Annotated in this window: 20 protein-coding genes; 12 read left to right on the top strand and 8 right to left on the bottom strand. The window is 71.1% G+C overall.

Features of this window, described 5'->3' with window-relative positions:
* Positions 1–128: 128 nt before the first annotated feature.
* Positions 129–1,769 (top strand): ABC-F family ATP-binding cassette domain-containing protein, encoded by a 1,641-nt coding sequence (locus ACIBU0_RS04025; RefSeq protein ID WP_398811235.1) that lies wholly within the window; start codon positions 129–131, stop codon positions 1,767–1,769.
* Between the two features lie 86 nt (positions 1,770–1,855).
* Complete coding sequence (locus ACIBU0_RS04020) at positions 1,856–4,006, top strand: tetratricopeptide repeat protein (RefSeq protein ID WP_398811232.1); 2,151 nt, start codon at positions 1,856–1,858, stop codon at positions 4,004–4,006.
* A 6-nt stretch (positions 4,007–4,012) separates the two neighbouring features.
* On the opposite strand, the gene ACIBU0_RS04015 is transcribed toward ACIBU0_RS04020, so the two are convergent.
* From ACIBU0_RS04015 to ACIBU0_RS04000, 4 genes are all read right to left on the bottom strand, one after another.
* Positions 4,013–4,564, bottom strand: a complete 552-nt coding sequence (locus ACIBU0_RS04015) for a putative glycolipid-binding domain-containing protein (protein WP_398811229.1) — start codon at positions 4,562–4,564, stop codon at positions 4,013–4,015.
* A gap of 68 nt (positions 4,565–4,632) precedes the next feature.
* Positions 4,633–7,005 (bottom strand): Tex family protein, encoded by a 2,373-nt coding sequence (locus tag ACIBU0_RS04010; protein ID WP_398811226.1) that lies wholly within the window; start codon positions 7,003–7,005, stop codon positions 4,633–4,635.
* 103 nt (positions 7,006–7,108) lie between these two features.
* On the bottom strand, positions 7,109–7,240 hold the full coding sequence (locus ACIBU0_RS04005; RefSeq protein ID WP_266450389.1) for an LPFR motif small protein: 132 nt from the start codon (positions 7,238–7,240) through the stop codon (positions 7,109–7,111).
* Between the two features lie 131 nt (positions 7,241–7,371).
* Entirely contained in the window at positions 7,372–8,241 is an 870-nt protein-coding gene (locus tag ACIBU0_RS04000) for a hypothetical protein (RefSeq protein ID WP_398811224.1), read from the bottom strand.
* Between the two features lie 113 nt (positions 8,242–8,354).
* On the opposite strand from ACIBU0_RS04000, the gene ACIBU0_RS03995 reads away from it, so the two are divergent.
* Both ACIBU0_RS03995 and ACIBU0_RS03990 read left to right on the top strand, forming a co-directional pair.
* Positions 8,355–9,317 carry a GlxA family transcriptional regulator gene (locus ACIBU0_RS03995; RefSeq protein ID WP_398811221.1) on the top strand — a complete coding sequence of 321 codons (963 nt, stop codon included), beginning with the start codon at positions 8,355–8,357 and terminating at the stop codon, positions 9,315–9,317.
* A 58-nt stretch (positions 9,318–9,375) separates the two neighbouring features.
* A complete protein-coding gene (locus ACIBU0_RS03990) occupies positions 9,376–10,026 on the top strand; it encodes a DJ-1/PfpI family protein (RefSeq protein WP_398811218.1) in 651 nt (216 codons plus the stop codon).
* Here ACIBU0_RS03990 and ACIBU0_RS03985 read toward each other — a convergent pair.
* Complete coding sequence (locus ACIBU0_RS03985; RefSeq protein WP_398811215.1) at positions 9,998–10,753, bottom strand: enoyl-CoA hydratase/isomerase family protein; 756 nt, start codon at positions 10,751–10,753, stop codon at positions 9,998–10,000. The two genes, ACIBU0_RS03990 and ACIBU0_RS03985, sit on opposite strands and share 29 nt — an antisense overlap.
* Before the next feature lie 278 nt (positions 10,754–11,031).
* Here ACIBU0_RS03985 and ACIBU0_RS03980 point away from each other — a divergent pair, with 278 nt between their 5' ends.
* Positions 11,032–11,541: an ATP-binding protein gene (locus ACIBU0_RS03980; RefSeq protein ID WP_398811770.1), complete on the top strand. Its 510-nt coding sequence runs from the start codon at positions 11,032–11,034 to the stop codon at positions 11,539–11,541.
* An 18-nt stretch (positions 11,542–11,559) separates the two neighbouring features.
* Here the strand turns inward: ACIBU0_RS03980 and idi are convergent, their stop codons facing one another.
* The 3 genes from idi to galE form a co-directional block, all read right to left on the bottom strand.
* Positions 11,560–12,153 (bottom strand): isopentenyl-diphosphate Delta-isomerase, encoded by a 594-nt coding sequence (idi, locus tag ACIBU0_RS03975; protein ID WP_398811213.1) that lies wholly within the window; start codon positions 12,151–12,153, stop codon positions 11,560–11,562.
* Between the two features lie 188 nt (positions 12,154–12,341).
* Positions 12,342–13,283, bottom strand: a complete 942-nt coding sequence (locus ACIBU0_RS03970) for a cation diffusion facilitator family transporter (RefSeq protein ID WP_398811210.1) — start codon at positions 13,281–13,283, stop codon at positions 12,342–12,344.
* Positions 13,284–13,439: 156 nt separating this feature from the next.
* Positions 13,440–14,411: a UDP-glucose 4-epimerase GalE gene (gene galE / locus ACIBU0_RS03965; RefSeq protein WP_398811207.1), complete on the bottom strand. Its 972-nt coding sequence runs from the start codon at positions 14,409–14,411 to the stop codon at positions 13,440–13,442.
* Positions 14,412–14,691: 280 nt separating this feature from the next.
* Between galE and ACIBU0_RS03960 the strand changes: the two genes are divergently transcribed.
* From ACIBU0_RS03960 to ACIBU0_RS03930, 7 genes are all read left to right on the top strand, one after another.
* Positions 14,692–16,482 (top strand): DUF5941 domain-containing protein, encoded by a 1,791-nt coding sequence (locus ACIBU0_RS03960; RefSeq protein WP_398811204.1) that lies wholly within the window; start codon positions 14,692–14,694, stop codon positions 16,480–16,482.
* Positions 16,479–17,231: a sugar phosphate nucleotidyltransferase gene (locus tag ACIBU0_RS03955; protein WP_062699131.1), complete on the top strand. Its 753-nt coding sequence runs from the start codon at positions 16,479–16,481 to the stop codon at positions 17,229–17,231. The genes ACIBU0_RS03960 and ACIBU0_RS03955 overlap by 4 nt, the downstream gene beginning before the upstream one ends.
* The gene (locus tag ACIBU0_RS03950) at positions 17,219–18,280 is read left to right on the top strand and encodes an iron-containing alcohol dehydrogenase family protein (protein WP_398811201.1); all 1,062 of its coding nucleotides are present in this window, start codon (positions 17,219–17,221) and stop codon (positions 18,278–18,280) included. The genes ACIBU0_RS03955 and ACIBU0_RS03950 overlap by 13 nt, the downstream gene beginning before the upstream one ends.
* A complete protein-coding gene (locus ACIBU0_RS03945) occupies positions 18,258–19,037 on the top strand; it encodes a CDP-alcohol phosphatidyltransferase family protein (RefSeq protein WP_398811198.1) in 780 nt (259 codons plus the stop codon). The genes ACIBU0_RS03950 and ACIBU0_RS03945 overlap by 23 nt, the downstream gene beginning before the upstream one ends.
* Before the next feature lie 5 nt (positions 19,038–19,042).
* Positions 19,043–19,939 carry a glycosyltransferase family 2 protein gene (locus tag ACIBU0_RS03940; protein WP_398811195.1) on the top strand — a complete coding sequence of 299 codons (897 nt, stop codon included), beginning with the start codon at positions 19,043–19,045 and terminating at the stop codon, positions 19,937–19,939.
* A gap of 97 nt (positions 19,940–20,036) precedes the next feature.
* Positions 20,037–20,966, top strand: coding sequence for an ABC transporter permease (locus ACIBU0_RS03935; RefSeq protein WP_398811192.1), 930 nt, complete (start codon positions 20,037–20,039; stop codon positions 20,964–20,966).
* Positions 20,959–21,747: an ABC transporter ATP-binding protein gene (locus ACIBU0_RS03930; RefSeq protein ID WP_398811189.1), complete on the top strand. Its 789-nt coding sequence runs from the start codon at positions 20,959–20,961 to the stop codon at positions 21,745–21,747. The genes ACIBU0_RS03935 and ACIBU0_RS03930 overlap by 8 nt, the downstream gene beginning before the upstream one ends.
* Positions 21,748–22,129 lie beyond the last annotated feature (382 nt).

Below are 22,129 nucleotides of genomic sequence, written 5' to 3'. Positions count from 1 at the left end.
GCGCCCGCGCGGCGGAGCCGCATATCGACACAGCCCCGCGCCCCTTAGGGGCGTAGCCCACACCGGCGATCCCATGCGCCGTAAACCCCGGCGCGTCCGATCTGTTCCGCCCATTAGGATCGCCCCTTGTGACCGCCACACTCGTCGTCAAGAACCTCGCCGCCGGACACGGTGACCGCTCCCTGTTCAGTGGGCTCGAACTCGTTGTCGCGCCCGGAGACGTGATCGGCCTGGTCGGGGCCAACGGGGCGGGCAAGTCCACGTTGCTCAGGCTGCTCGCCGGGCTGGTCGCGCCGGAGGAGGGCGAGGTGCGGCTGTCTCCGCCCACGGCTACCGTCGGGCATCTGCCGCAGGAGCCGGAGCGCCGGCCCGGTGAGACGGTGCGGGAGTTCCTGGCCCGGCGTACCGGCGTCGCCGAGGCACAGCGGGCGATGGACGAGGCGACACAGGCGCTGGTCGACGGGGCGCCGGGCGCGGACGACGCGTACGCGACGAGCCTGGACCGCTGGCTTAACCTCGGCGGCGCGGACCTGGACGAGCGGGCCGAGGAGGTGGCCGACTCCCTGGGCCTCACGGTCGGTCTCGACCAGCCGATGAGGTCTCTCTCGGGCGGTCAGGCGGCCCGAGCGGGCCTCGCCTCCCTCCTGCTGTCCCGCTACGACGTCTTCCTGCTCGACGAGCCGACGAACGACCTCGACCTCGACGGCCTGGAGCGCCTGGAACGCTTCGTCGGCGGCCTGCGCGCCGGCACCGTCGTCGTCAGTCACGACCGCGAGTTCCTCACCCGCACGGTCACCAAGGTCCTCGAACTCGACCTCGCCCAGCGGCAGATCAACCTCTACGGCGGCGGTTACGAGGCCTACCTGGAGGAACGCGAGGTGGCCCGCCGGCACGCCCGCGACGACTACGAGGAGTACGCCGACAAGAAGGCCGCCCTCCAGGACCGGGCGCAGATGCAGCGTTCCTGGATGGACAAGGGCGTCAAGAACGCCCGGCGCAAGGCGGGCAACGACAACGACAAGATCGGCCGCAAGTTCCGCAGCGAGGCCAGCGAGAAGCAGGCCGCGAAGGCCCGCCAGACCCAGCGCATGATCGAGCGCCTGGAGGTCGTCGAGGAGCCGCGCAAGGAGTGGGAACTGCGCATGGAGATCGCGTCGGCCCCGCGCTCCGGCGCGGTCGTCGCCGCGCTCCGCGACGCCGAGGTCCGGCGCGGCGACTTCACCTTCGGACCGGTGTCCCTGCAGATCGACTGGGCGGACCGGGTCGCGGTCACCGGAGCCAACGGCGCCGGAAAGTCCACCCTGCTCGGCGCCCTGCTCGGCCGTGTCCCGCTCGACTCCGGACACACCGCACTCGGCCCGGGCGTCCAGGTCGGCGAGGTCGACCAGGCCCGGGGGCTGTTCCACGGCCCCGAGTCCCTGCTCGACGCCTTCCACGCGGCGGTCCCCGACACCGAGCCGGTGGAGGTCCGCACCCTGCTCGCCAAGTTCGGCCTGAGGTCCGGCCACGTCCTGCGCCCGGCCGCCACCCTCTCCCCGGGCGAACGCACCCGCGCCGCCCTCGCGTTGCTCCAGGGCCGCGGAGTCAACCTCCTCGTCCTCGACGAGCCGACGAACCACCTCGACCTGCCCGCCATCGAACAGCTGGAGTCGGCCCTCGACTCCTACGAGGGCACCCTCCTCCTCGTCACCCACGACCGGCGCATGCTGGACGCGGTCCGGGTGACCAGGCGCCTGGAAGTGGCGGACGGCAAGGTGACGGAGCGTTAGGCACCGGAATCGCCCGATCGCGTATCGCCCCGACCCGGGATGCCCTACCGTAGGGCGCCGTCAAAGCACCGGTGGGGGAGGGTCGGGTGCCGACAGGGGAGGAAGGGCCCAAGGGCCCGCTCACGTACCAGGATCACGTCGACTTCCGGGGCAGCCACTTCCACGGCCCGGTGTCGGTGGGCGCCGACGACGACTCTTCCTCGTACGAACCGAATGTGCTGTCAGCCCTGCCGGCCGCCCCCGTCGGCTTCACCGGCCGTGAACGTGAACTCGCCGCGCTGCTGCGGGGCTTACGACCGCCCGACGGCACCCCGGCCACCGAGTCGTCGGTCCTGTGGGCCGTGACCGGGCTGGGCGGCATCGGCAAGACGGCGCTCGCCCTGCAGGCCGCGCACAGCGCGCGGCGCGACGGCTGGTTCTCCGGCGGGATCCTCTTCCTCGACCTGGCGGGGTACGACGACACCCCTGTCACGCCCGCGCAGGCCGTCGCCTCCCTGCTCTACGCCCTCGGAGTCGGTGGCGCCCACCTGCCCTCCGAAGAGGTCGATCAGCACGCCCTGTACCGCAGCCGGCTGGCCACGCTCGCCGATCAGGGCAGACGGGTGCTGCTGCTCTTCGACAACGTCTGCGAACCCGGTCAGCTCCCGCCGCTGCTGCCCGGCAGCGACGGCCACTGTGTCGTCTTCACCTCACGTGAGTCCCACCCTTCGCTGCCCGCCCGGGAGCTGCCGCTCGGCCCGCTGTGCCCCAGGGATTCCGCCGCGCTCGTCACCGAGGCGCTGCGCCTGCGCGGCGTCGAGGACGACCGGCTGGAGCGGCAGGCCGAGTCGGTGGGCGAACTGACGAAACTGTGCGAACACATGCCGCTGGCGCTGCAGATCGCGGCCGCGCTTCTGCGCCACCGCCGCTCCCGCGGTCGCGTCGCGTCCCTGGTCGAGGAGCTGGGGTCGGCGGCCCATCTCACCGACACACTCCGCAGCCGGGGCGTCGACCAGTACGGCAGGCCGCTGGCCATGGCCCCCGTGTTCGAGGCCTCCATGCGCCGCCTGCCCGCCGACCGGGCCCGGGCCCTGTGCCTGCTGGCCCAGGTCCCCTGCGCGGACTACGACACGGACACGGTGACGGTGATCACCGACCTGGACGGACCGGTGGCGCTGGACGTGCTCGACGACCTGGCCTGCGCCCATCTCATGACGTGCGAGGAGCCCGACGACGAAGGGCCCGAACGCTGGCGCATCCACGACCTCGTCCGCAGCTACGCGTCCGCCCGCGCCGCCGCCGACCCGCCCCTCGCCGCCGCGGCGCGGACCGCGCGGGCCCGGGCTCGGGAGCACTACCACCGGCAGGCCGCACTCAGCGACCGTCACCTCCCCTCGCCGGTCCACGACCCGTCCCCGGCCGCCGTCGCGCGCCGGGACACCGCCCTCGCCTGGTTCGACCGGGAGCGCACGAACCTCGTCGCCGCCGTTCAGTGGCCCGACGAGGACGACCCTCAGGCCCGCGTGGGCCTCGCCCTGCACCTCGCCGGCTACCTGCGCTGGCGCCGCTTCTTCGAGGACTGGATCACCGTCAGCCGCACGGCCCGCGCCCTGGCCCACCGGCTGGGCCACGAGCGGGCCGAGGCCACCGCCTGCAATCACCTGGGCAACGCCCTGTCACGCGGCGGACGGCCCGTCGAAGCCCTCGAACCCCTCATCCGGGCGGCGCACCTCTTCCACCGCACCGCCGACCCGACCGGTGAGGGCATGGCCTGGAACAACCTCGGCCTCGCCCAGCGCAGATCCGGGCACTTCGACCTCGCCCTCGCCACCCACCTGGACGCCCGGGACCGCTTCCGGGCCCTCGGCGACCAGTGGAACGAGGGCCGCGCCCAGCACAACATCGGGCTGGCTCTGGACGCGGCAGGCCGTCACACCGAGGCGGCCGACGCCTTCCGCCGGGCGTGCGCACTCCACCGGGAGCACGACCGCATCTTCCACGGCGACTCCCTCAACAGCCTCGGCTGGGCCCTGTACGCGGTGGGCCGCACGGACGAAGCGGTCACGGCCCTGCAGGGGTCGCTCCGCATCCGCCAGGAGTACGACAACTGGTACGCGACCGGGCTGACCGGCTCCAACCTCGCCCTGGCACTGGAGTCGGCGGGCCGGCAGGCGGAAGCGGCCCAGGCGCGGGCCCTGGCCGACGAGGCCTGCGCCCGCGCCGGCACTCGGGCGGCCGTGTACGGGCACCACCACTGAGCGGGTTCACCTCAGGCGGGTGGCGAGCTGCGGATAGTCGACCACGCAGCCCTCCGCGTCCAGCTCCAGCTCGCTGCGGAAGTCACCCGAGGCGTAGCGGACGCGCCCGAGCCCCAGATGCGTGTACGTCTGCCGGGACGGCTGCACGGTCAGGTCGGGCACCGACACCCAGGCCATGAGGAACGCGCGCTCGCCGGGGGCCTGGTGGAGCCCGTGGCGCAGCACCGGCATGGTGTTGGTGAGCGGGCACAGACCGAGGTCGCAGTCGAGGGCGCCGTCGACCTCCGGCAGCCGCTCTCCGTCCGCCGTCCACCTGCCCTCGCCGTCGTGCCGCAGGTCGAGGGTGCGGGTGCCGCCCGCCGACTCGGCCGTCACCGTCAGCCGACGGGTCACGAAGCCGTCGGCCGTGTCGAGGCCGTAGGTGATCCAGTACGGCTCGGGGACGGTACCGACGGCCCGGCCGCGTGCCCGCAGCGCCCCGTCGCCGAGCTCGACCCAGGCGGTCTCGTACCCCCGGCTCGCGGTGACGTCCCAGGTGATGACGCGTGTGGTCGGCATGCCGCCACCTTACGGGCGGACCGGGCCGGGCTCTCCCGCCGTGCCGGAGAGCCCGGGCCCGGGATGCCTCAGCGCCGCCCGTTCTTCGGGTCGAGCAGACCGGCGCGCCGCAGCGCGTCGGCCATCGCGCTGTTGGCGGGCGCGGGCGCCTGACGCGAGCCGCCACCGCCACCGCCGCCGCGCCCCTGACGCTGCTGCGGGGGCCGCCCGCCGCGCTGCCGGCGCTCGCCGCCGCCACCGCCCTGCTGGCCCTGCGGGGCCGCCTCGTCGTCGAGCCGCAGCGTGAGTGAGATCCGCTTGCGCGGGATGTCGACGTCGAGGACCTTCACCTTGACGATGTCACCGGGCTTCACCACGTCCCGCGGGTCCTTGACGAACGTCTTCGACATCGCGGAGACGTGCACCAGCCCGTCCTGGTGGACGCCGATGTCCACGAACGCACCGAACGCCGCCACGTTCGTCACGACGCCCTCCAGGACCATCCCGGACGCCAGGTCGGAGATCTTCTCGACGCCCTCCTTGAAGGTGGCCGTCTTGAAGGCCGGACGCGGGTCGCGGCCGGGCTTCTCCAGCTCCTTGAGGATGTCGGTCACGGTCGGCAGACCGAACGTCTCGTCCACGAACTCCTGCGGCTTCAGCGAGCGCAGCACACCCGTGTTGCCGATGAGGGAGGCCACCTCCTGACCGGAGGTCTTCACCATCCGCCGCACCACCGGATACGCCTCCGGGTGCACGCTGGAGGCGTCCAGCGGGTCGTCGCCGCCGCGGATGCGCAGGAAGCCCGCGCACTGCTCGTAGGCCTTCGGGCCGAGCCGCGCCACGTTCTTCAGCTGCGAGCGGGACGTGAACGGGCCGTTGGCGTCCCGGTGGGCCACGATGTTCTCGGCGAGCCCGGAGGTGACGCCGGAGACGCGCGCGAGCAGGGGCGCGGAGGCCGTGTTGACGTCGACGCCGACGCCGTTCACACAGTCCTCCACCACCGCGTCCAGCGAGCGCGACAGCTTCACCTCGGACAGGTCGTGCTGGTACTGGCCGACACCGATCGACTTCGGGTCGATCTTCACCAGCTCGGCCAGCGGGTCCTGCAGCCGGCGGGCGATGGACACCGCGCCGCGCAGCGACACGTCCATGTCGGGCAGCTCCTGCGAGGCGAAGGCCGAGGCCGAGTACACCGAGGCGCCGGCCTCGGAGACCATCACCTTGGTGAGCTTCAACTCCGGGTGCTTCGTGATGAGTTCACCGGCGAGCTTGTCCGTCTCGCGGGACGCCGTGCCGTTGCCGATCGCGACCAGCTCGACCGCGTGCTCCTTCGCCAGCCGCGCCAGCTTGGCGATGGCCTCGTCCCACTTGTTGGCCGGGACGTGCGGGTAGATCACGTCGGTGGCCACCACCTTGCCGGTGGCGTCGACGACGGCGACCTTCACGCCCGTACGGAAGCCCGGGTCCAGGCCGAGCGTCGCGCGTGTGCCGGCCGGGGCGGCGAGCAGCAGGTCGCGGAGGTTGGCGGCGAAGACGCCGACGGCCTCGTCCTCGGCGGCCGTGCGCAGACGCAGGCGCAGGTCGATGCCGAGGTGAACCAGGATCCGCGTCCGCCAGGCCCAGCGGACCGTGTCCGTCAGCCACTTGTCGGCGGGGCGGCCGCGGTCGGCGATCCCGAACCTGGCGGCGACGATGCCCTCGTACGACGAGGGCCCGTCGGTGGGCTCCTCCGGCTCCAGAACGAGATCGAGCACCTCTTCCTTCTCACCGCGGAGCATGGCGAGGATCCGGTGCGAGGGAAGCTCCGTGAACGGCTCGGCGAAGTCGAAGTAGTCGGCGAACTTCGCGCCCGCCTCCTCCTTGCCCTCCCGCACCTTGGCGGCCAGCCGCCCGCGCACCCACATGCGCTCGCGCAGCTCGCCGATGAGGTCGGCGTCCTCCGAGAACCGCTCGGTGAGGATCGCCCGGGCGCCGTCGAGGGCCGCCTGCGGGTCGGCGACGCCCTTGTCGGCGTCGACGAAGGCGGCCGCAGCGGCGAGAGGCTCGACCGTCGGGTCACCGAGCAGCCCCTCGGCGAGCGGCTCCAGTCCCGCCTCGCGTGCGATCTGCGCCTTGGTCCTGCGCTTGGGCTTGTAGGGCAGATAGATGTCCTCGAGCCGCGCCTTGGTCTCGGCGCCGCGGATCTGCGCCTCCAGCTCCTCGGTCAGCTTGCCCTGTTCGCGCACCGACTCGAGGATCGCCGTCCGCCGCTCCTCCAGCTCCCGCAGGTAGCGCAGCCGCTCCTCGATCGTGCGCAGCTGCGCGTCGTCGAGCATCTCGGTCGCTTCCTTGCGGTAGCGGGCGATGAAAGGCACCGTCGAACCGCCGTCGAGCAGCTCCACGGCAGCCTTCACCTGCCGCTCCCGTACGCCGAGCTCCGCGGCGATCCTGCCTTCGATGGACCCTACGAGGGGTGTCGTCACGATCCCGTCCCGCTTTCTCACTGAGGTTGCGCGGCAATTGTGGCAGGTGACACCGACAACCGGGGCTCAGGGCGGCAACCCCGGCCGGTCGCGGGGTACGGAATCAGACCCTGCGGCTGCGCGTACTGCCGGAGGCACCACCGAAAAGCCGGGCGAGTGCCCGGAACGGCAACGTCACGACGGTGGCGATGGCGCCGCCGATCTGGCGCAATACGTCTGCGATTGCACGGAACACGTGGTTTCCCTTTCCTCTGCTGGTTGCTGTGAGCAGTCGAGGTCCGGGTACCGCGACTCGGTCAGGGCATGCGGGGCGGCATTTCGGGGGACGGGCAGGGGCCGCGGGGTGAGAAACCGCCCTGCTGAGGGTCAGCCCCTGCCGATCAGGTCCGCCGGAAACGCCCCGGCGAACGCCGCCGCCCGCGCGAACCCCGCACCGAGTTCCGTCAGCCGCGCGACGCCCTCCGCCCCGAGGTGCTCGTACGGCGCCCGGTCCAACCGGTCCGTCTCGGACTCGATCTCCTCACGCAGCGCGATCCCCTCCGGCGTCAGTTCCCCCGAATCGTCCAGCAGCCCGCGCTCACGCAGTCGTCCGGCCGCCGCGCTCCAGTCGTCCTCAGTCCAGCCACGCGTGGCGGACACCCACTTCGGCGTCATGCCCTTACCGGTCGCGGTGTGCGTGACCACGGCCTCCAGGCCGTCGAGCCCCGCCGACATCAGCACGGCGAGGTGGCCGTCACCCCGGTGCTCGCGCAGCAGCGTGGCCGCGTGGAAATACGCCAGATGCGGCTCCTCGGGCACCGGGAGGTCCGCGTGTGCCGAGTACAGCGGCCGGGCGCCGCGAGAACACGCCTCCGCGGCCCGCAGCGCGAGCCGCGCTGCCTCCGCCATCTCCGCGGACGTCACCGCCTCCGCACCGAGCAGCCGCCGCAGCGCCGCGTCGACCGCACGCGCGCGTGCCGCCAGCACGTCCTCGGGCGAGGCGATCGCCCAGACCGCGGGGACATGCCGCGCCACCAGGTCGTACTTGTAGTTGTAGAACGTCGCCGTCACCGCCCCCGCACCGACCGGCCCCAGCGCGGCCGCCCGCACCGCGAAATTGACGGCCCTGGGATGCGTGATCCCGAGGGCGCCCAGTTCCTGCCCCAGCTCGGGGGCGAAGTAGGACGTCGCATGAAGGGTGTTGAGCGCGTTCTGGCAGCGGCGGCCGGCGCGGGGCTCAAGGGCGGCAGTAGTCATGGCGGGCAGGTTACCAACCGCTTGGTACGTTCATCTGTCGTGCGCGCGGCATGGCAGAAAAGGTGGGGTCTTCGTCATTGCCGCCATCCGTCCCCTCCCGAAGAATCGATGGCATGGCGCAGCGAACCGTTCTCTTCGTCCTCTTCGACGACGTGCAGAGCCTCGATGTCACCGGACCGCTGGAGGTCTTCGCGGGCGCGGAGCAGCACACCCCGGGCACCTATCGCATCCGCACGGCCTCTCTCGACGGCCGTCCGGTACGGACATCCGGCGGCCTGACCGTCGTACCGCACCAGGCCCTCCCCGACGCTCCCGATCCGCACACCCTCGTCGTCCCCGGCGGTCAAGGCACACGCCAACCGCACCCCGCCCTCACCGACTGGCTGCGCGAGCACGGCCCCCGTGCCGAGCGCCTGGTCTCCGTCTGTACCGGCGCCATCCTGCTCGCCGCGGCGGGCCTGCTCGACGGGCGCCGTGCCACGACCCACTGGGCCTACTGCGACAAGCTCGCCCGCGACCACCCGGCCGTCGAGGTCGACCCGGACCCCATCTACGTACGCGACGGACAGGTCGCCACCTCCGCCGGCGTGACCTCGGGCATCGACCTCGCCCTCGCCCTGGTCGAGGAGGACCTGGGCCGGGACGTGGCCCTCGCGATAGCCCGCCACCTGGTCGTCTTCCTGCGCCGGCCAGGAAACCAGGCCCAGTTCAGCGCCCAGCTCGCCGCCCAGACCGCCCAGCGGGAGCCCTTGAGGGAAGTGCAGCGCTGGATCACCGAACACCCCGACGCCGATCTCACGGTCGAGGCGCTCGCCGCCCGCGCGAGCCTCTCGCCGCGCCACTTCGCCCGCGCCTTCCAGACCGAGACCGGCATGACCCCGGGCCGATATGTCGACCGGGTCCGCCTCGAACACGCCCGCCGCCTCCTGGAGGACACCGGCGACGGCGTCGAGGAGATCTCCCGTGCCAGCGGCTACGGCACCCCGGAGGCGATGCGTCGCGCCTTCGTCAGAACCCTCGGCGCGGCCCCGGCCGAGTACCGGCGCCGCTTCCGCCCGGCGCCCGCCGCCCACTGAACACCCGCAGCCGACCCATCCACAACCGATGCACCCGTAACCGTTCCAAGGGGGAACCATGCAGTTCGCGATCGTCCTCTACGACCGCTTCACCGCCCTCGACGCCGTCGGACCGTACGAGACCCTCGGCCGCCTGCCGGACTCCGAGGTCGTCTTCGTCGCCGAGGAGACCGGCCCCGTCCGCGCCGACAGCGGGCACCTCTCGCTGATCGCCGACAGGACCCTCGCCGAGGTGCCGAGCCCGGACGTCCTGGTGGTCCCCGGCGGCCCCGGACAGACCCCGCAGATGGAGAACAAGGCCCTCCTCGACTGGATCCGCGCCGCCGACGCCACCAGTACCTGGACGACGTCCGTGTGCACCGGCTCCCTGCTGCTGGGCGCGGCAGGCCTCCTGGAAGGGCGCCGCGCGACCTCGCACTGGCTCGCCCTCGACGAACTGAGGAAGTTCGGTGCCGAGCCTACGGGAGAGCGGGTGGTCACCGACGGTAAGTACGTCACCGCGGCCGGCGTCTCCTCCGGCATCGACATGGGGCTCGCGCTGCTCGGCCACATCGCGGGCGACTTCGTCGCCCAGGCCGTACAGCTGGGAATCGAGTACGACCCGCAGCCCCCCTACGACGCCGGGGCCCCGCAGAAGGCGCCCGCGGACGTCGTCGAGCTGATCCGCTCCATGAGCCGGTTCATCCTCGGCCAGGAACCGACCACGTGAACCGCGGCTGACGGCGCTCCAGGAACGCGGCGACCCCCTCCGTGGTGTCGCCGCTGCCGCGCGCCTGCTCGTTCCAGTACGCGTCCCGGTCCGTGCGGCCGTTCGCGAACTCCTTCGCCGCGGCCTGCGTCAGCTGCGAACGGGACACCAGGATCCGGGCGAACTCCAGGACTCGCTTGTCGAGTTCGCCCTCCGGCAGCACCTCGTCCACCAGTCCCGTACGCAGCGCCCGCTCCGCGTCGATCAACTCGCCCGAGTACAGCAGGTACTTGGTGGTGGCGGGTCCCACCAGTGCCACCAACCGCCGGGTGGAGGACGCCGGATACACGATCCCGAGCTTCGCCGGCGTCACCCCGAACAGCGACCCCTCCTCGGCGAACCGCAGATCACACGCCGCCGCCAGCTGCGACCCGCCGCCCACACAGTGCCCCCGGACCGCCGCCAGCGTCGGCTTCGGGAAGGCGGCCAGCGCCTCCTCGGCCGCCACGGCCAGCCCCTGCGCCTCCTCGGGCGACCCCTGGAGCGTGGAGATGTCGGCGCCCGCGCAGAACGTCCCGCCCGCACCGGTCAGCACCAGCGCGCGTACGGCAGGGTCGGCGGCCAGCGTGCCGAGCAACGGCGGCAGCGCCCGCCACATCGCGGCCGTCATCGCGTTGCGCTTGGCCGGATGATGGATGACGACGGTGGCGACCGAGTCGGTGACGCTGTGCAGTAGCTGGGGCTCCATGCGCCGGATGCTATCCGCCCACGTCCAACGGCCGATCAGGGAGTACCGCCCGGTGCCGGGCGCAGGGCAGGCGGACGCCCGCCAAACCCGTACAACCCGAATAGTTCTCCAAGTCGGCACGAGCGCGACAGGAGTGGTCCCCCATCTGACGGTGTCATACGCCAACGATCAGAAACGTTCGATATCTGCTGACTTGTGTTCAGTTCTACGGTCCGGACCTGCGCGTTACCAACACTCGACGTGTGGTGACAATCGAGCGCGAGGGTGGCGACCGGACGATGGAGAACCACGGGCGCGGGTCCGGCCCACGCCCAGCAGGCGGCGCGGACGAACCCCTCGGTCAGCAGCCGCCGAATCCCCTGCCGTACGAGGGCGTGTGGCGGTTCACCGCTCCCGCCGTCGAAGCCTCGGTCCCGCAGGCCCGGCACGCCGTACGGGACCTGCTGTACCGCCAGGGCGTGCCGGCCCCGGACGACCTGGTTCAGGGAGTGCTGCTGATCGTTTCCGAGCTGGTCACGAACGCCGTCCGGCACGCGGCGCTGCTGTCGCCGACGCTCGCCGTGGAGGTCGCCGTCGGCGCCGAGTGGCTGCGGGTGTCCGTGGAGGACAACCACCCCTACCGTCCGACCGCCCTGGAGGCGGACCACGGCCGGACCGGCGGCCGCGGTCTGCTTCTGGTGCGCGAGGTCACGCGGGAGGCGGGCGGCGTGTGCGACGTCGAACACACGGCGAGCGGGGGCAAGGTGATCTGGGCCGCCGTCCCGCTCAAACCCGTGCACGTGCCGTAGGGCCCGGCCGAGGGCGTGTCACCAGCCGGCCGACGGGCCCGTCAGTTCCCTGATCGCGGGGCGGGCGGCGTCGAGCACTGTCATGAACCAGGCGGAGAAGGTGTCCTTCGCGTGGCGCTCCGCCAGCTCGGCGGACGTCACGAAGGCCGTCTCGCCGACCTCTTCCGGGTCCGGCCGCAGCGGGGACTGGACCAGGCCGACGAAGAGGTGGTTGTACTCCTGCTCCACCAGGCCCGACTCCGGGTCCGGGTGGTTGTAGCGGACCGTGCCCGCCTCGGCGAGCAGCGAGGGTGAGACGCCCAGCTCCTCGTGCGTGCGCCGGGCGGCGGCCGCGAAGGGAGCCTCGCCGGGGTAGGGGTGACCGCAGCAGGTGTTGGACCACACGCCGGGGGAGTGGTACTTGCCGAGCGCCCGCTGCTGGAGCAGCAGCCGGCCGTGCTCGTCGAACAGGAACACCGAGAAGGCGCGGTGCAGCTGCCCCGGCGGCTGATGGGCGGCGAGCTTCTCCGCGGTGCCGATCGTGACGCCGTCCTCGTCGACCAGTTCCAGCAAAATCGCGTCTGCGGCGCCGTTCGACGGAGTGTGCGTCGCGGTGGCAGGTGTGATCGGCATACCCATCCTTCACATCGGTCTTCGCGCCCCAAGTGTGCCGTACGAATCCGGCACTCCCGGCAGTTGATCGTGCCCGGCGCGGCGGGCACGGAACCGTCCGCGGGGGCGATGTGAGGGTGAGGACGCGACCGACCACCGGATCGCTGCATTCCGTCCGTACTGGCGTTTTGTCGGACCGTACGGTTGTTTCAGTGACAGAGCCGGGCCTCGTGCTCGGCGTGCCCGACCGGCTCCAGCTGGAAGGTGCAGTGCTCCACGTCGAAGTGGTGACCCAGGCACCCCTGGAGCTCGTGCAGCATCTTCTCGTGGCCGATGGCGTTCAGGACGTCGGAGCGCACCACCACGTGCGCAGACAGCACCGGCATGCCGGACGTGATCGTCCAGGCGTGCAGGTCGTGGACGTCCTCGACACCGTCCAGGGCGAGTATGTGGGCCCGGACCTGAGCCATGTCGACGTCCTTGGGGGCGGACTCCAGCAGCACGTCGAGGGTCTCGCGCAGCAGCTTGAAGGTGCGCGGCACGATCATCAGGCCGATGATCAGCGAGGCGATCGGGTCGGCGGTCTGCCAGCCGGTGGCCAGGATCACCGCCGCCGAGATCAGCACCGCGAGCGAGCCCAGCGCGTCCGCGGCCACCTCCAGGAAGGCGCCGCGCACGTTCAGGCTCTCCTTCTGGCCCCGCATCAGCAGCGTCAGGGAGATCATGTTCGCGACCAGGCCGATCGCACCGAACACGATCATCAAGCCGCCCTCGGTGTCCGCGGGCGTGAGGAACCGCTGGATCGCCTCGTAGAGCACATAGCCGCCGACGCCGAGCAGCAGCAGGCAGTTGGCGAGCGCGGCGAGGATCTCCGCGCGGGCGTAGCCGAAGGTGCGCGTCATGCTGGGCGGGCGGTTCGCGAAGTGGATGGCGAGCAGGGCCATGCCCAGGCCCAGTGCGTCCGTCGCCATGTGCGCCGCGTCCGCGATCAGGGCGAGCGAGTCGGCGACCACACCACCGACGATCTCGACCACCATGACGCCGAGCGTGATCGACAGCGCCACCCGCAGTCTGCCGCGGTAGGCGGCCGCCGCCGTACCGGTCGTGGGCCCATGCGCGTGCGCGTGCCCGTGATCGTGCCCAGCCCCCATGGATAGCCGCCCTTCTGCGGTCCGTAGACGATCGGAACATCGGTCCGGGAGCACAGTGAACTACGGGTGGGGGGTATCGGGCAACGCGGCAGTGAACACCGTTGTCATCTGCCCTGACCTGCGGAAACGATGCGCAGGTCAGGGCACCGCGCAGGATCAGCCGCCGTGGTGCAGCCGCCACCCCCGCCATGCCGACTCGACCATCTCGGGTACCCCGTGCCGAGCCGTCCAGCCGAGCTCCCCGGCGGCCAGTGCGGCCGAGGCGACCGCGCGCGGGGCGTCCCCGGGACGCCGGGCCTCGACGACGGCCGGTCGCCGGTCGCCGGTGACCTCGCCGATGACCGTGATCAGCTCCCGCACGGAGACGCCCTCGCCGCGACCGATGTTGACCGTCAGATCACCGCTCGCGTCCGCCGCGGTCAGCCGCCGCGCGGCCGCCAGGTGTGCCTCGGCGAGGTCGGCGACATGGATGTAGTCACGGATACAGGTGCCGTCCGGTGTCGGATAGTCGTCACCGAAGATCCGCGGGGCCTCGTCGCGGGTGAGCCGGTCGAAGACCATCGGGACGATGTTGAAGACGCCCGTGTCCGCCAGCTCGGGTGCGGCCGCCCCGGCGACGTTGAAATAGCGCAGACAGACGGTGGAGATTCCGTGTGCCTGTCCCGCCGCCCGCACCAGCCACTCCCCGGCGAGCTTGGTCTCGCCGTACGGGTTCACCGGCGCACACGCCGTGTCCTCCGTGATGAGATCCACGTCCGGGCTGCCGTAGACGGCGGCGGACGACGAGAACACGAAGCGCTTGATCCCGGCCTCGGCGACCGCATCCAGGAGCGTGGCCAGACCGCCCACGTTCTCCCGGTAGTAGCGCGTCGGCTGCTCCACCGACTCACCGACCTGCTTGCGCGCGGCGAGGTGCACCACACCCGTCACCGCGTGCTCGGCCAGCACCCGCTTCATCAGGGCACCGTCCAGCGACGAGCCCTCGACGAGCGGGACGTCCGCCGGGAGCCGAGCGGGCACGCCGGCCGAGAGGTCGTCCAGAACGAGGACCCGCTCCCCGGCGTCGGTCATGGCCCGCGCCACATGTGCCCCGATGTAGCCGGCTCCGCCTGTGATCAGCCATGTCATGGTCGCCCACCCTATGCCGAAGCATCAGCGGTGGAACCAATGTCCCCGATGTCCCCGTCTGTGAGTACGAGTTTGTGAGCCGGCCCCGGGATCCCCGATGATGATCGCGGCAAAGCTCTGGGCAAACCACGTTGATCGCTCCGCCAAACGGGTGGTGAACGCCGGCCCTCAACCATCCGATAGCCTCTGCCGACATGCCGCCCGCGCCCCAGGCAACGGGCGCCCCCACACATGCACATGACCGGCGCGGACACGCCGGCACCCAGGGAGTGAGTTCGGTTTGTCGACCGCCATCCTCACCGGTCAGCCGGTCCCCGGATCGTCGATCGAGGGCGATCTGCGGTCCCTCGGCTACGACGTGCGGGTCGCCGCCGACCCGGCCGACGCCGAGACGCTCCTCGCCCAGGTGCCCGGCGACCAGCGGGTCGCCCTGGTCGACGCCCGCTTCGTCGGCCACGTGCACGCGCTGCGCCTCGGCCTCACCGACCCGCGCTTCCCGCTCGCCGCGATCCCGGGTGCCGTGACCGCGCAGCCGGCCGGCCGCCAGGCCCTGACCCGCGCGATGGCCAGGGAGCATTCGGCAGGCGCCGGCACGACCCTGGTGGACAGCCTCGCCGACCGCCTCGTCACCGCGCTCGACGCCGACGGCACCGACGTCCACCGTCCCGAGCTCGGCAGCCTGGTCGCCGCCGTCCCGGCCGACCCCCAGACCCGCAACGAGGCACGGCAGGCCGTCGCCGCCGTCGACGACGAGGCCGTACGCCTGAAGTCGGCCGTGAAGTCCCGGGACGGCTTCTTCACGACCTTCTTCATCAGCCCGTACTCCCGCTACATCGCCCGCTGGTGCGCGCGGCGGGGCCTGACCCCGAACCAGGTCACCACCGCCTCCCTGCTCACCGCGCTCATCGCGGCCGCCTGCGCGGCCACCGGCACCCGCGGCGGCTTCGTCGCGGCCGGCGTCCTGCTGATCGCGTCGTTCGTCCTGGACTGCACCGACGGCCAGCTCGCCCGCTACTCCCTGCAGTACTCCACCCTCGGCGCCTGGCTGGACGCCACCTTCGACCGGGCCAAGGAGTACGCCTACTACGCCGGCCTCGCGCTGGGAGCCGCGCGGGGCGGCGACGACGTATGGGCCCTCGCCCTCGGCGCGATGATCCTCCAGACCTGCCGGCACGTCGTCGACTTCTCCTTCAACGAGGCCAACCACGACGCGACCGCCAACACCAGCCCCACGGCCGCCCTGTCCGACAAGCTCGACAGCGTCGGCTGGACGGTGTGGGTGCGGCGCATGATCGTGCTGCCGATCGGCGAGCGCTGGGCGATGATCGCGGTACTCACGGCGGTCACCACGCCCCGTATCACCTTCTACGCGCTGCTCATCGGCTGTGCCTTCGCGGCGACGTACACCACGGCGGGACGGGTCCTGCGGTCGGTGACCCGCAAGGCGCAGCGGACCGACCGGGCGGCTCAGGCGCTGAGGGACCTCACGGACACCGGCCCGCTCGCCGAGGGACTCGGCCGTGTCGCGCTGCCCCTGCGGACCCCGCTGGTCGCGGCGCTGTCGGCCACCGGCGCGATCCTGCTCACCGTCGCCTTCGCCCCGTACGGCAACCGGCTGCCCGCCCTGGTCGCCGTCTTCTACGTGGCCCTCTCCGCCGTGGCCGCCGCCGCCCGCCCCCTCAAGGGCGCTCTCGACTGGCTCGTCCCGCCCTTGTTCCGCGCCGCCGAATACGGCACCGTCCTGATCCTCGCGGCCAAAGCGGACGTGAACGGAGCCCTTCCTGCGGCTTTCGGGCTGGTGGCGGCCGTCGCCTACCATCACTACGACACGGTGTACCGCATCCGCGGCAACGCCGGAGCGCCCCCGGCCTGGCTGGTGCGCGCCATCGGGGGGCACGAAGGACGGACGCTGCTCGTCACCGTCCTCGCCGCGGTGCTCTCCGCCTCGCAGTTCACGGTCGCGCTCACGGCTCTCGCCGTGGCCGTGGCCCTGGTGGTGCTCGTCGAGAGCATCCGCTTCTGGGTGTCCGCTGGGGCGCCCGCCGTACACGATGAAGGAGAACCCGCATGATCGGCCTCGTGCTGGCGGCCGGCGCCGGACGGCGTCTGCGTCCCTACACCGACAGCCTTCCCAAGGCTCTGGTGCCGGTGGGACCCGCGGGCATAGAGGGCGAACCCACGGTTCTCGACCTGACCCTCGGCAACTTCGCCGAGATCGGGCTGACCGAGGTCGCGATCATCGTCGGCTACCGCAAGGAGGCCGTGTACGCGCGCAAGGAAGCCCTGGAGCAGAAGTACGGGCTCAAGCTCACCCTCATCGACAACGACAAGGCCGAGGAGTGGAACAACGCCTACTCCCTGTGGTGCGGCCGTGACGCCCTCAAGGACGGTGTGATCCTCGCCAACGGCGACACCGTCCACCCGGTCTCCGTCGAGAAGACGCTGCTCGCCGCCCGCGGCGACGGCAAGAAGATCATCCTCGCCCTGGACACGGTCAAGCACCTGGCCGACGAGGAGATGAAGGTCGTCGTCGACCCCGAGAAGGGCATGACGAAGATCACCAAGCTGATGGACCCCGCCGAGGCCACCGGCGAGTACATCGGCGTCACCCTCATCGAGGGCGACGCCGCCCCCGAGCTGGCCGACGCCCTGAAGACCGTCTGGGAGACGGACCCGCAGCAGTTCTACGAGCACGGCTACCAGGAGCTCGTGAACCGCGGCTTCCGCATCGACGTGGCGCCGATCGGCGACGTCAAGTGGGTGGAGATCGACAACCACGACGATCTCGCCCGCGGACGGGAGATCGCGTGCCAGTACTGACCCGGCTGATTCCCTCGCCCGTCGTCGTGGACATCCGCCCGGGTGCCCTCGACGACCTGGCCTGTGTGCTCGCCGACGAGCGCATCTCGCACTCCGGAAAGCTCGCCATCGCGGTGAGCGGCGGCTCGGGTGCGCGGCTGCGCGCGCGGCTCGAACCGACGCTGCCCGGGGCGACCTGGTACGAGGTCGGCGGCGGCACCATCGACGACGCGGTCCGGCTGGCGAGCGACATAAAGGCGGGCCACTACGACGCGGTCGTCGGGCTCGGCGGTGGCAAGATCATCGACTGTGCCAAGTTCGCGGCGGCACGCGTCGGCCTCCCCCTGGTCGCCGTCGCCACCAACCTCGCGCACGACGGTCTGTGCTCGCCGGTCGCCACCCTCGACAACGACGCGGGCCGCGGCTCGTACGGTGTGCCGAACCCGATCGCGGTCGTCATCGACCTCAACGTGATCCGCGAGGCTCCCGTGCGCTTCGTGCGCTCCGGCATCGGTGACGCCATCTCCAACATCTCGGCGGTCGCGGACTGGGAGCTTTCCAACCGCGTCAACGGCGAGAAGATCGACGGCCTCGCCGCCGCCATGGCCCGCCAGGCGGGCGAGGCGGTGCTCAGGCACCCGGGCGGCGTCGGCGACGACGGCTTCCTGCAGGTCCTGGCCGAGTCGCTGGTGCTCACCGGGATCGCCATGTCGGTGTCGGGTGACTCCCGTCCGTCCTCCGGCGCCTGCCACGAGATCAACCACGCCTTCGACCTGCTGTTCCCCAAGCGCGCCGCCGCCCACGGCGAGCAGTGCGGACTGGGCGCGGCCTTCGCGATGTACCTGCGCGGGGCCCACGAGGAGTCGGCCTACATGGCCGAGGTGCTGCGTCGGCACGGGCTGCCGGTTCTGCCGGAGGAGATCGGCTTCACGGACGACGAGTTCGTCCGCGCCGTGGAGTTCGCTCCCCAGACCCGGCCCGGCCGATACACGATCCTCGAACACCTCGACCTGACAACCGACCAGATCAAGGACATCTACGCCGACTATGTCAAGGCCATCGGTAGCTGAACTCCGCCCCGTCGTTCACCCCGCGGGGGTGAAGGACAGGCGCAGCGGTGAGCACTGGATGGGACGCCTCTACATGCGTGAGGTGTCCCTGCGGGTCGACCGCTACCTGGTGAACACCAGGGTCACGCCCAACCAGCTCACGTACCTGATGACCGTCTTCGGCGTGCTCGCGGCCCCGGCACTCCTCGTGCCGGGGATCCCGGGCGCCGTGCTCGGCGTGGTGTGCGTCCAGATGTACCTGCTGCTGGACTGCGTCGACGGCGAGATCGCCCGCTGGAAGAAGCAGTACTCGCTGAACGGCGTCTACCTGGACCGGGTCGGCGCCTACCTCACCGACGCCGCGGTGCTCGTCGGCTTCGGCCTGCGCGCCGCCGACCTGTGGGGCAGCGGCCGTATCGACTGGCTCTGGGCCTTCCTCGGCACCCTCGCCGCACTCGGCGCGATCCTGATCAAGGCCGAGACCGACCTGGTCGGCGTCGCCCGGCACCAGGCCGGCAAGCCGCCCGTGCAGGAGGCGGCGTCCGAGATGCGCTCCTCCGGAATGGCCCTGGCCCGCAAGGCCGCCGCCATGCTCAAGTTCCACCGTCTGATCCTCGGCATCGAGGCGTCGCTGCTGATCCTGGTCCTCGCGATCGCCGACCAGGTCCGCGGCGACCTGTTCTTCTCCCGGCTCGGCGTCGCGGTGCTGGCCGGCATCGCGCTGCTGCAGACCCTGCTGCACCTGGTGTCCATCCTCGCCTCGAGCAGGCTGAAGTGAGCGGCATGGACTCTTCAGCGGCAGCCGCGCCGAAGGTCGGCGCGGTCATCATCACCATGGGCAACCGCCCCGACGAGCTTCGGGCCCTCCTCGACTCGGTCGCCAAGCAGGACGGCGACCGCGTCGAGGTGGTCGTGGTCGGCAACGGCTCACCGGTCCCGGACGTCCCCGAAGGCGTCCGCACGATCGAGCTGCCCGAGAACCTCGGCATACCCGGCGGCCGCAATGTCGGCATCGAAGCCTTCGGCCCCAGCGGCCGCGATGTCGACATATTGCTCTTCCTCGACGACGACGGCCTCCTCGCCCACCACGACACGGCCGAGCTGTGCCGGCAGGCCTTCGCGGCCGACCCGAAGCTCGGCATCATCAGCTTCCGCATCGCCGACCCGGACACCGGCGTCACCCAGCGCCGCCACGTCCCCCGGCTGCGCGCCTCCGACCCGATGCGCTCCTCCCGGGTCACCACCTTCCTCGGCGGCGCCAACGCCGTCCGTACCCAGGTCTTCGCCGAAGTCGGCGGGCTGCCGGACGAATTCTTCTACGCCCACGAGGAAACCGACCTGGCATGGCGGGCCCTCGACGCGGGCTGGATGATCGACTACCGGTCCGACATGGTGCTGTACCACCCGACGACCGCGCCCTCGCGGCACGCGGTCTACCACCGCATGGTCGCCCGCAACCGCGTCTGGCTGGCCCGCCGCAACCTCCCCGCGCTCCTCGTCCCGGTCTATCTGGGCGTGTGGATGCTGCTCACCCTCGTCCGGCGCCCGTCACGCCCTGCCCTGAAGGCATGGTTCGGCGGATTCCGGGAAGGCTGGACCACCCCGTGCGGTCCCCGCAAGCCCATGAAGTGGCGTACGGTGTGGCGGCTGACTCGACTGGGCCGACCTCCCGTCATCTGACAAGGTCGACCCTGAGAGTGACCGGGCCGCACCCGGGCACCACGGTTCATGCCATGCCCGCACAGGCTGCGCATCTCGAAGACGAAAGTTTCAACTGGTGAGTGAGACAACGCACGACGGCTCCGTCGCGGTGAGCGCGCCTCCGTCACCCGACGAAGGCCTCACGGCGGCGCAGCTGGCCGCCAAGTACGGGCTGTCCGTGAGCGGTGCCCGCCCCTCGCTGTTCGAGTACGTCCGCCAGCTCTGGGACCGGCGGCACTTCATCCTCGCGTTCTCGCGGGCGAAGCTGACCGCACAGTACAGCCAGGCGAAGCTCGGTCAGCTGTGGCAGGTGGCGACGCCGCTGCTGAACGCGGCGGTGTACTTCTTCATCTTCGGCGTCATCCTGGGCGCCAGTAAGCACATGCCGAAGGAGGTGTACATCCCGTTCCTGGTGACAGGTGTGTTCGTGTTCACCTTCACGCAGAGCTCGGTCATGGCGGGCGTACGCGCGATCTCCGGCAACCTCGGCCTGGTCCGCGCCCTGCACTTCCCGCGTGCCTCGCTGCCGATCTCCTTCGCGCTCCAGCAGCTCCAGCAGCTGCTGTTCTCGATGATCGTGCTGTTCCTCGTGGCGGTCGGCTTCGGCAGCTACCCGAGCATGTCCTGGCTGCTGATCGTGCCGGTGCTGGTGCTGCAGTTCCTCTTCAACACCGGCCTCGCCCTGATCATGGCCCGTGCGGGCGCCAAGACCCCGGACCTGGCCCAGCTGATGCCCTTCGTGATGCGTACGTGGATGTACGCGTCCGGCGTGATGTTCTCCATCCCGATCATGCTGGCGGACAAGCCGGACTGGATCGCCACCGTCCTGCAGTGGAACCCGGCCGCCATCTACATGGACCTGATGCGCTTCGCCCTCATCGACGGCTACGGCCGTGAGAACCTCCCCCACCACGTCTGGGCGGCCGCGCTCGGCTGGGCCGTGCTGACCGCCGTGGGCGGCTTCGTGTACTTCTGGAAGGCGGAGGAGAGGTACGGCCGTGGCTGAGCAGAAGACGGATGCCCGCATCCCCACCGTCATCGCCGACGAGCTGCACATCGTCTACCGCGTCAACGGCGCCAAGACCGGCAAGGGCAGCGCCACCGCGGCCCTCAGCCGCATCCTCAAGAGGGGCTCCGACGATGCGGAACGCGGCGTACGCAAGGTGCATGCCGTCCGCGGGGTCTCCTTCGTCGCCTACCGCGGTGAGGCCATCGGCCTGATCGGCTCGAACGGCTCCGGCAAGTCGACCCTGCTGCGCGCCATCGCCGGCCTGCTCCCGCCCGAGAAGGGCAAGGTCTACACCGACGGCCAGCCCTCCCTGCTCGGGGTGAACGCGGCCCTGATGAACGACCTCACCGGCGAACGCAACGTCATATTGGGCGGCCTCGCCATGGGCATGTCCCGCGAGGAGATCAAGGAGCGCTACCAGGAGATCGTCGACTTCTCCGGCATCAACGAGAAGGGCGACTTCATCACCCTGCCGATGCGCACGTACTCCTCCGGCATGGCGGCCCGCCTGCGCTTCTCCATCGCCGCCGCCAAGGATCACGACGTCCTCATGATCGACGAGGCGCTGGCCACCGGCGACCGCAAGTTCCAGAAGCGCTCCGAGGACCGCATCCGCGAGCTGCGCAAGGAAGCCGGCACCGTCTTCCTCGTCAGCCACAACAACAAGTCGATCCGCGACACCTGCGACCGCGTCCTGTGGCTGGAACGCGGCGAGCTGCGCATGGACGGACCGACGGACGAGGTCCTCAAGGAGTACGAGAAGTTCACGGGCAAGTAGTCCACCCGGACATGGGCCGCGCGGCCCAGCCCGCTTCCCACGGCCCCGCCGGAACTGCTTCGGCGGGGCCCGCGTCTGCAAAGGAAACGTCAACTCCGGCTGGCGTCAGGAATCTTGACACCAATCGGTGTGTTGTTGTGATGTGCAGGACACCCGCACAGGCCCCGCCTCGTTGTACAACGTAAGCTGTACCGGTGCCGAAACGCGGCAAGTGGGGCGATAAGGCGCGACACCCCCCTCTCCGGGCTGCGGCGCGGAGGGCCGGGCGGCGTGTCCGAAATAGTATGCATTGGGTCGGCGGTGTAGAACGGGAGATGTGACGGCAATGGCTACGGAAACTCCCCAGCTCAACGCAGCAGCCTGTGCCGTCCGCGCCCCGGGC

The organism is Streptomyces sp. NPDC049627, assembly GCF_044465645.1.
In the GTDB taxonomy this organism is placed as follows: Bacteria; Actinomycetota; Actinomycetes; order Streptomycetales; family Streptomycetaceae; genus Streptomyces.
This window is presented reverse-complemented; position numbering and strand designations above follow the sequence as displayed.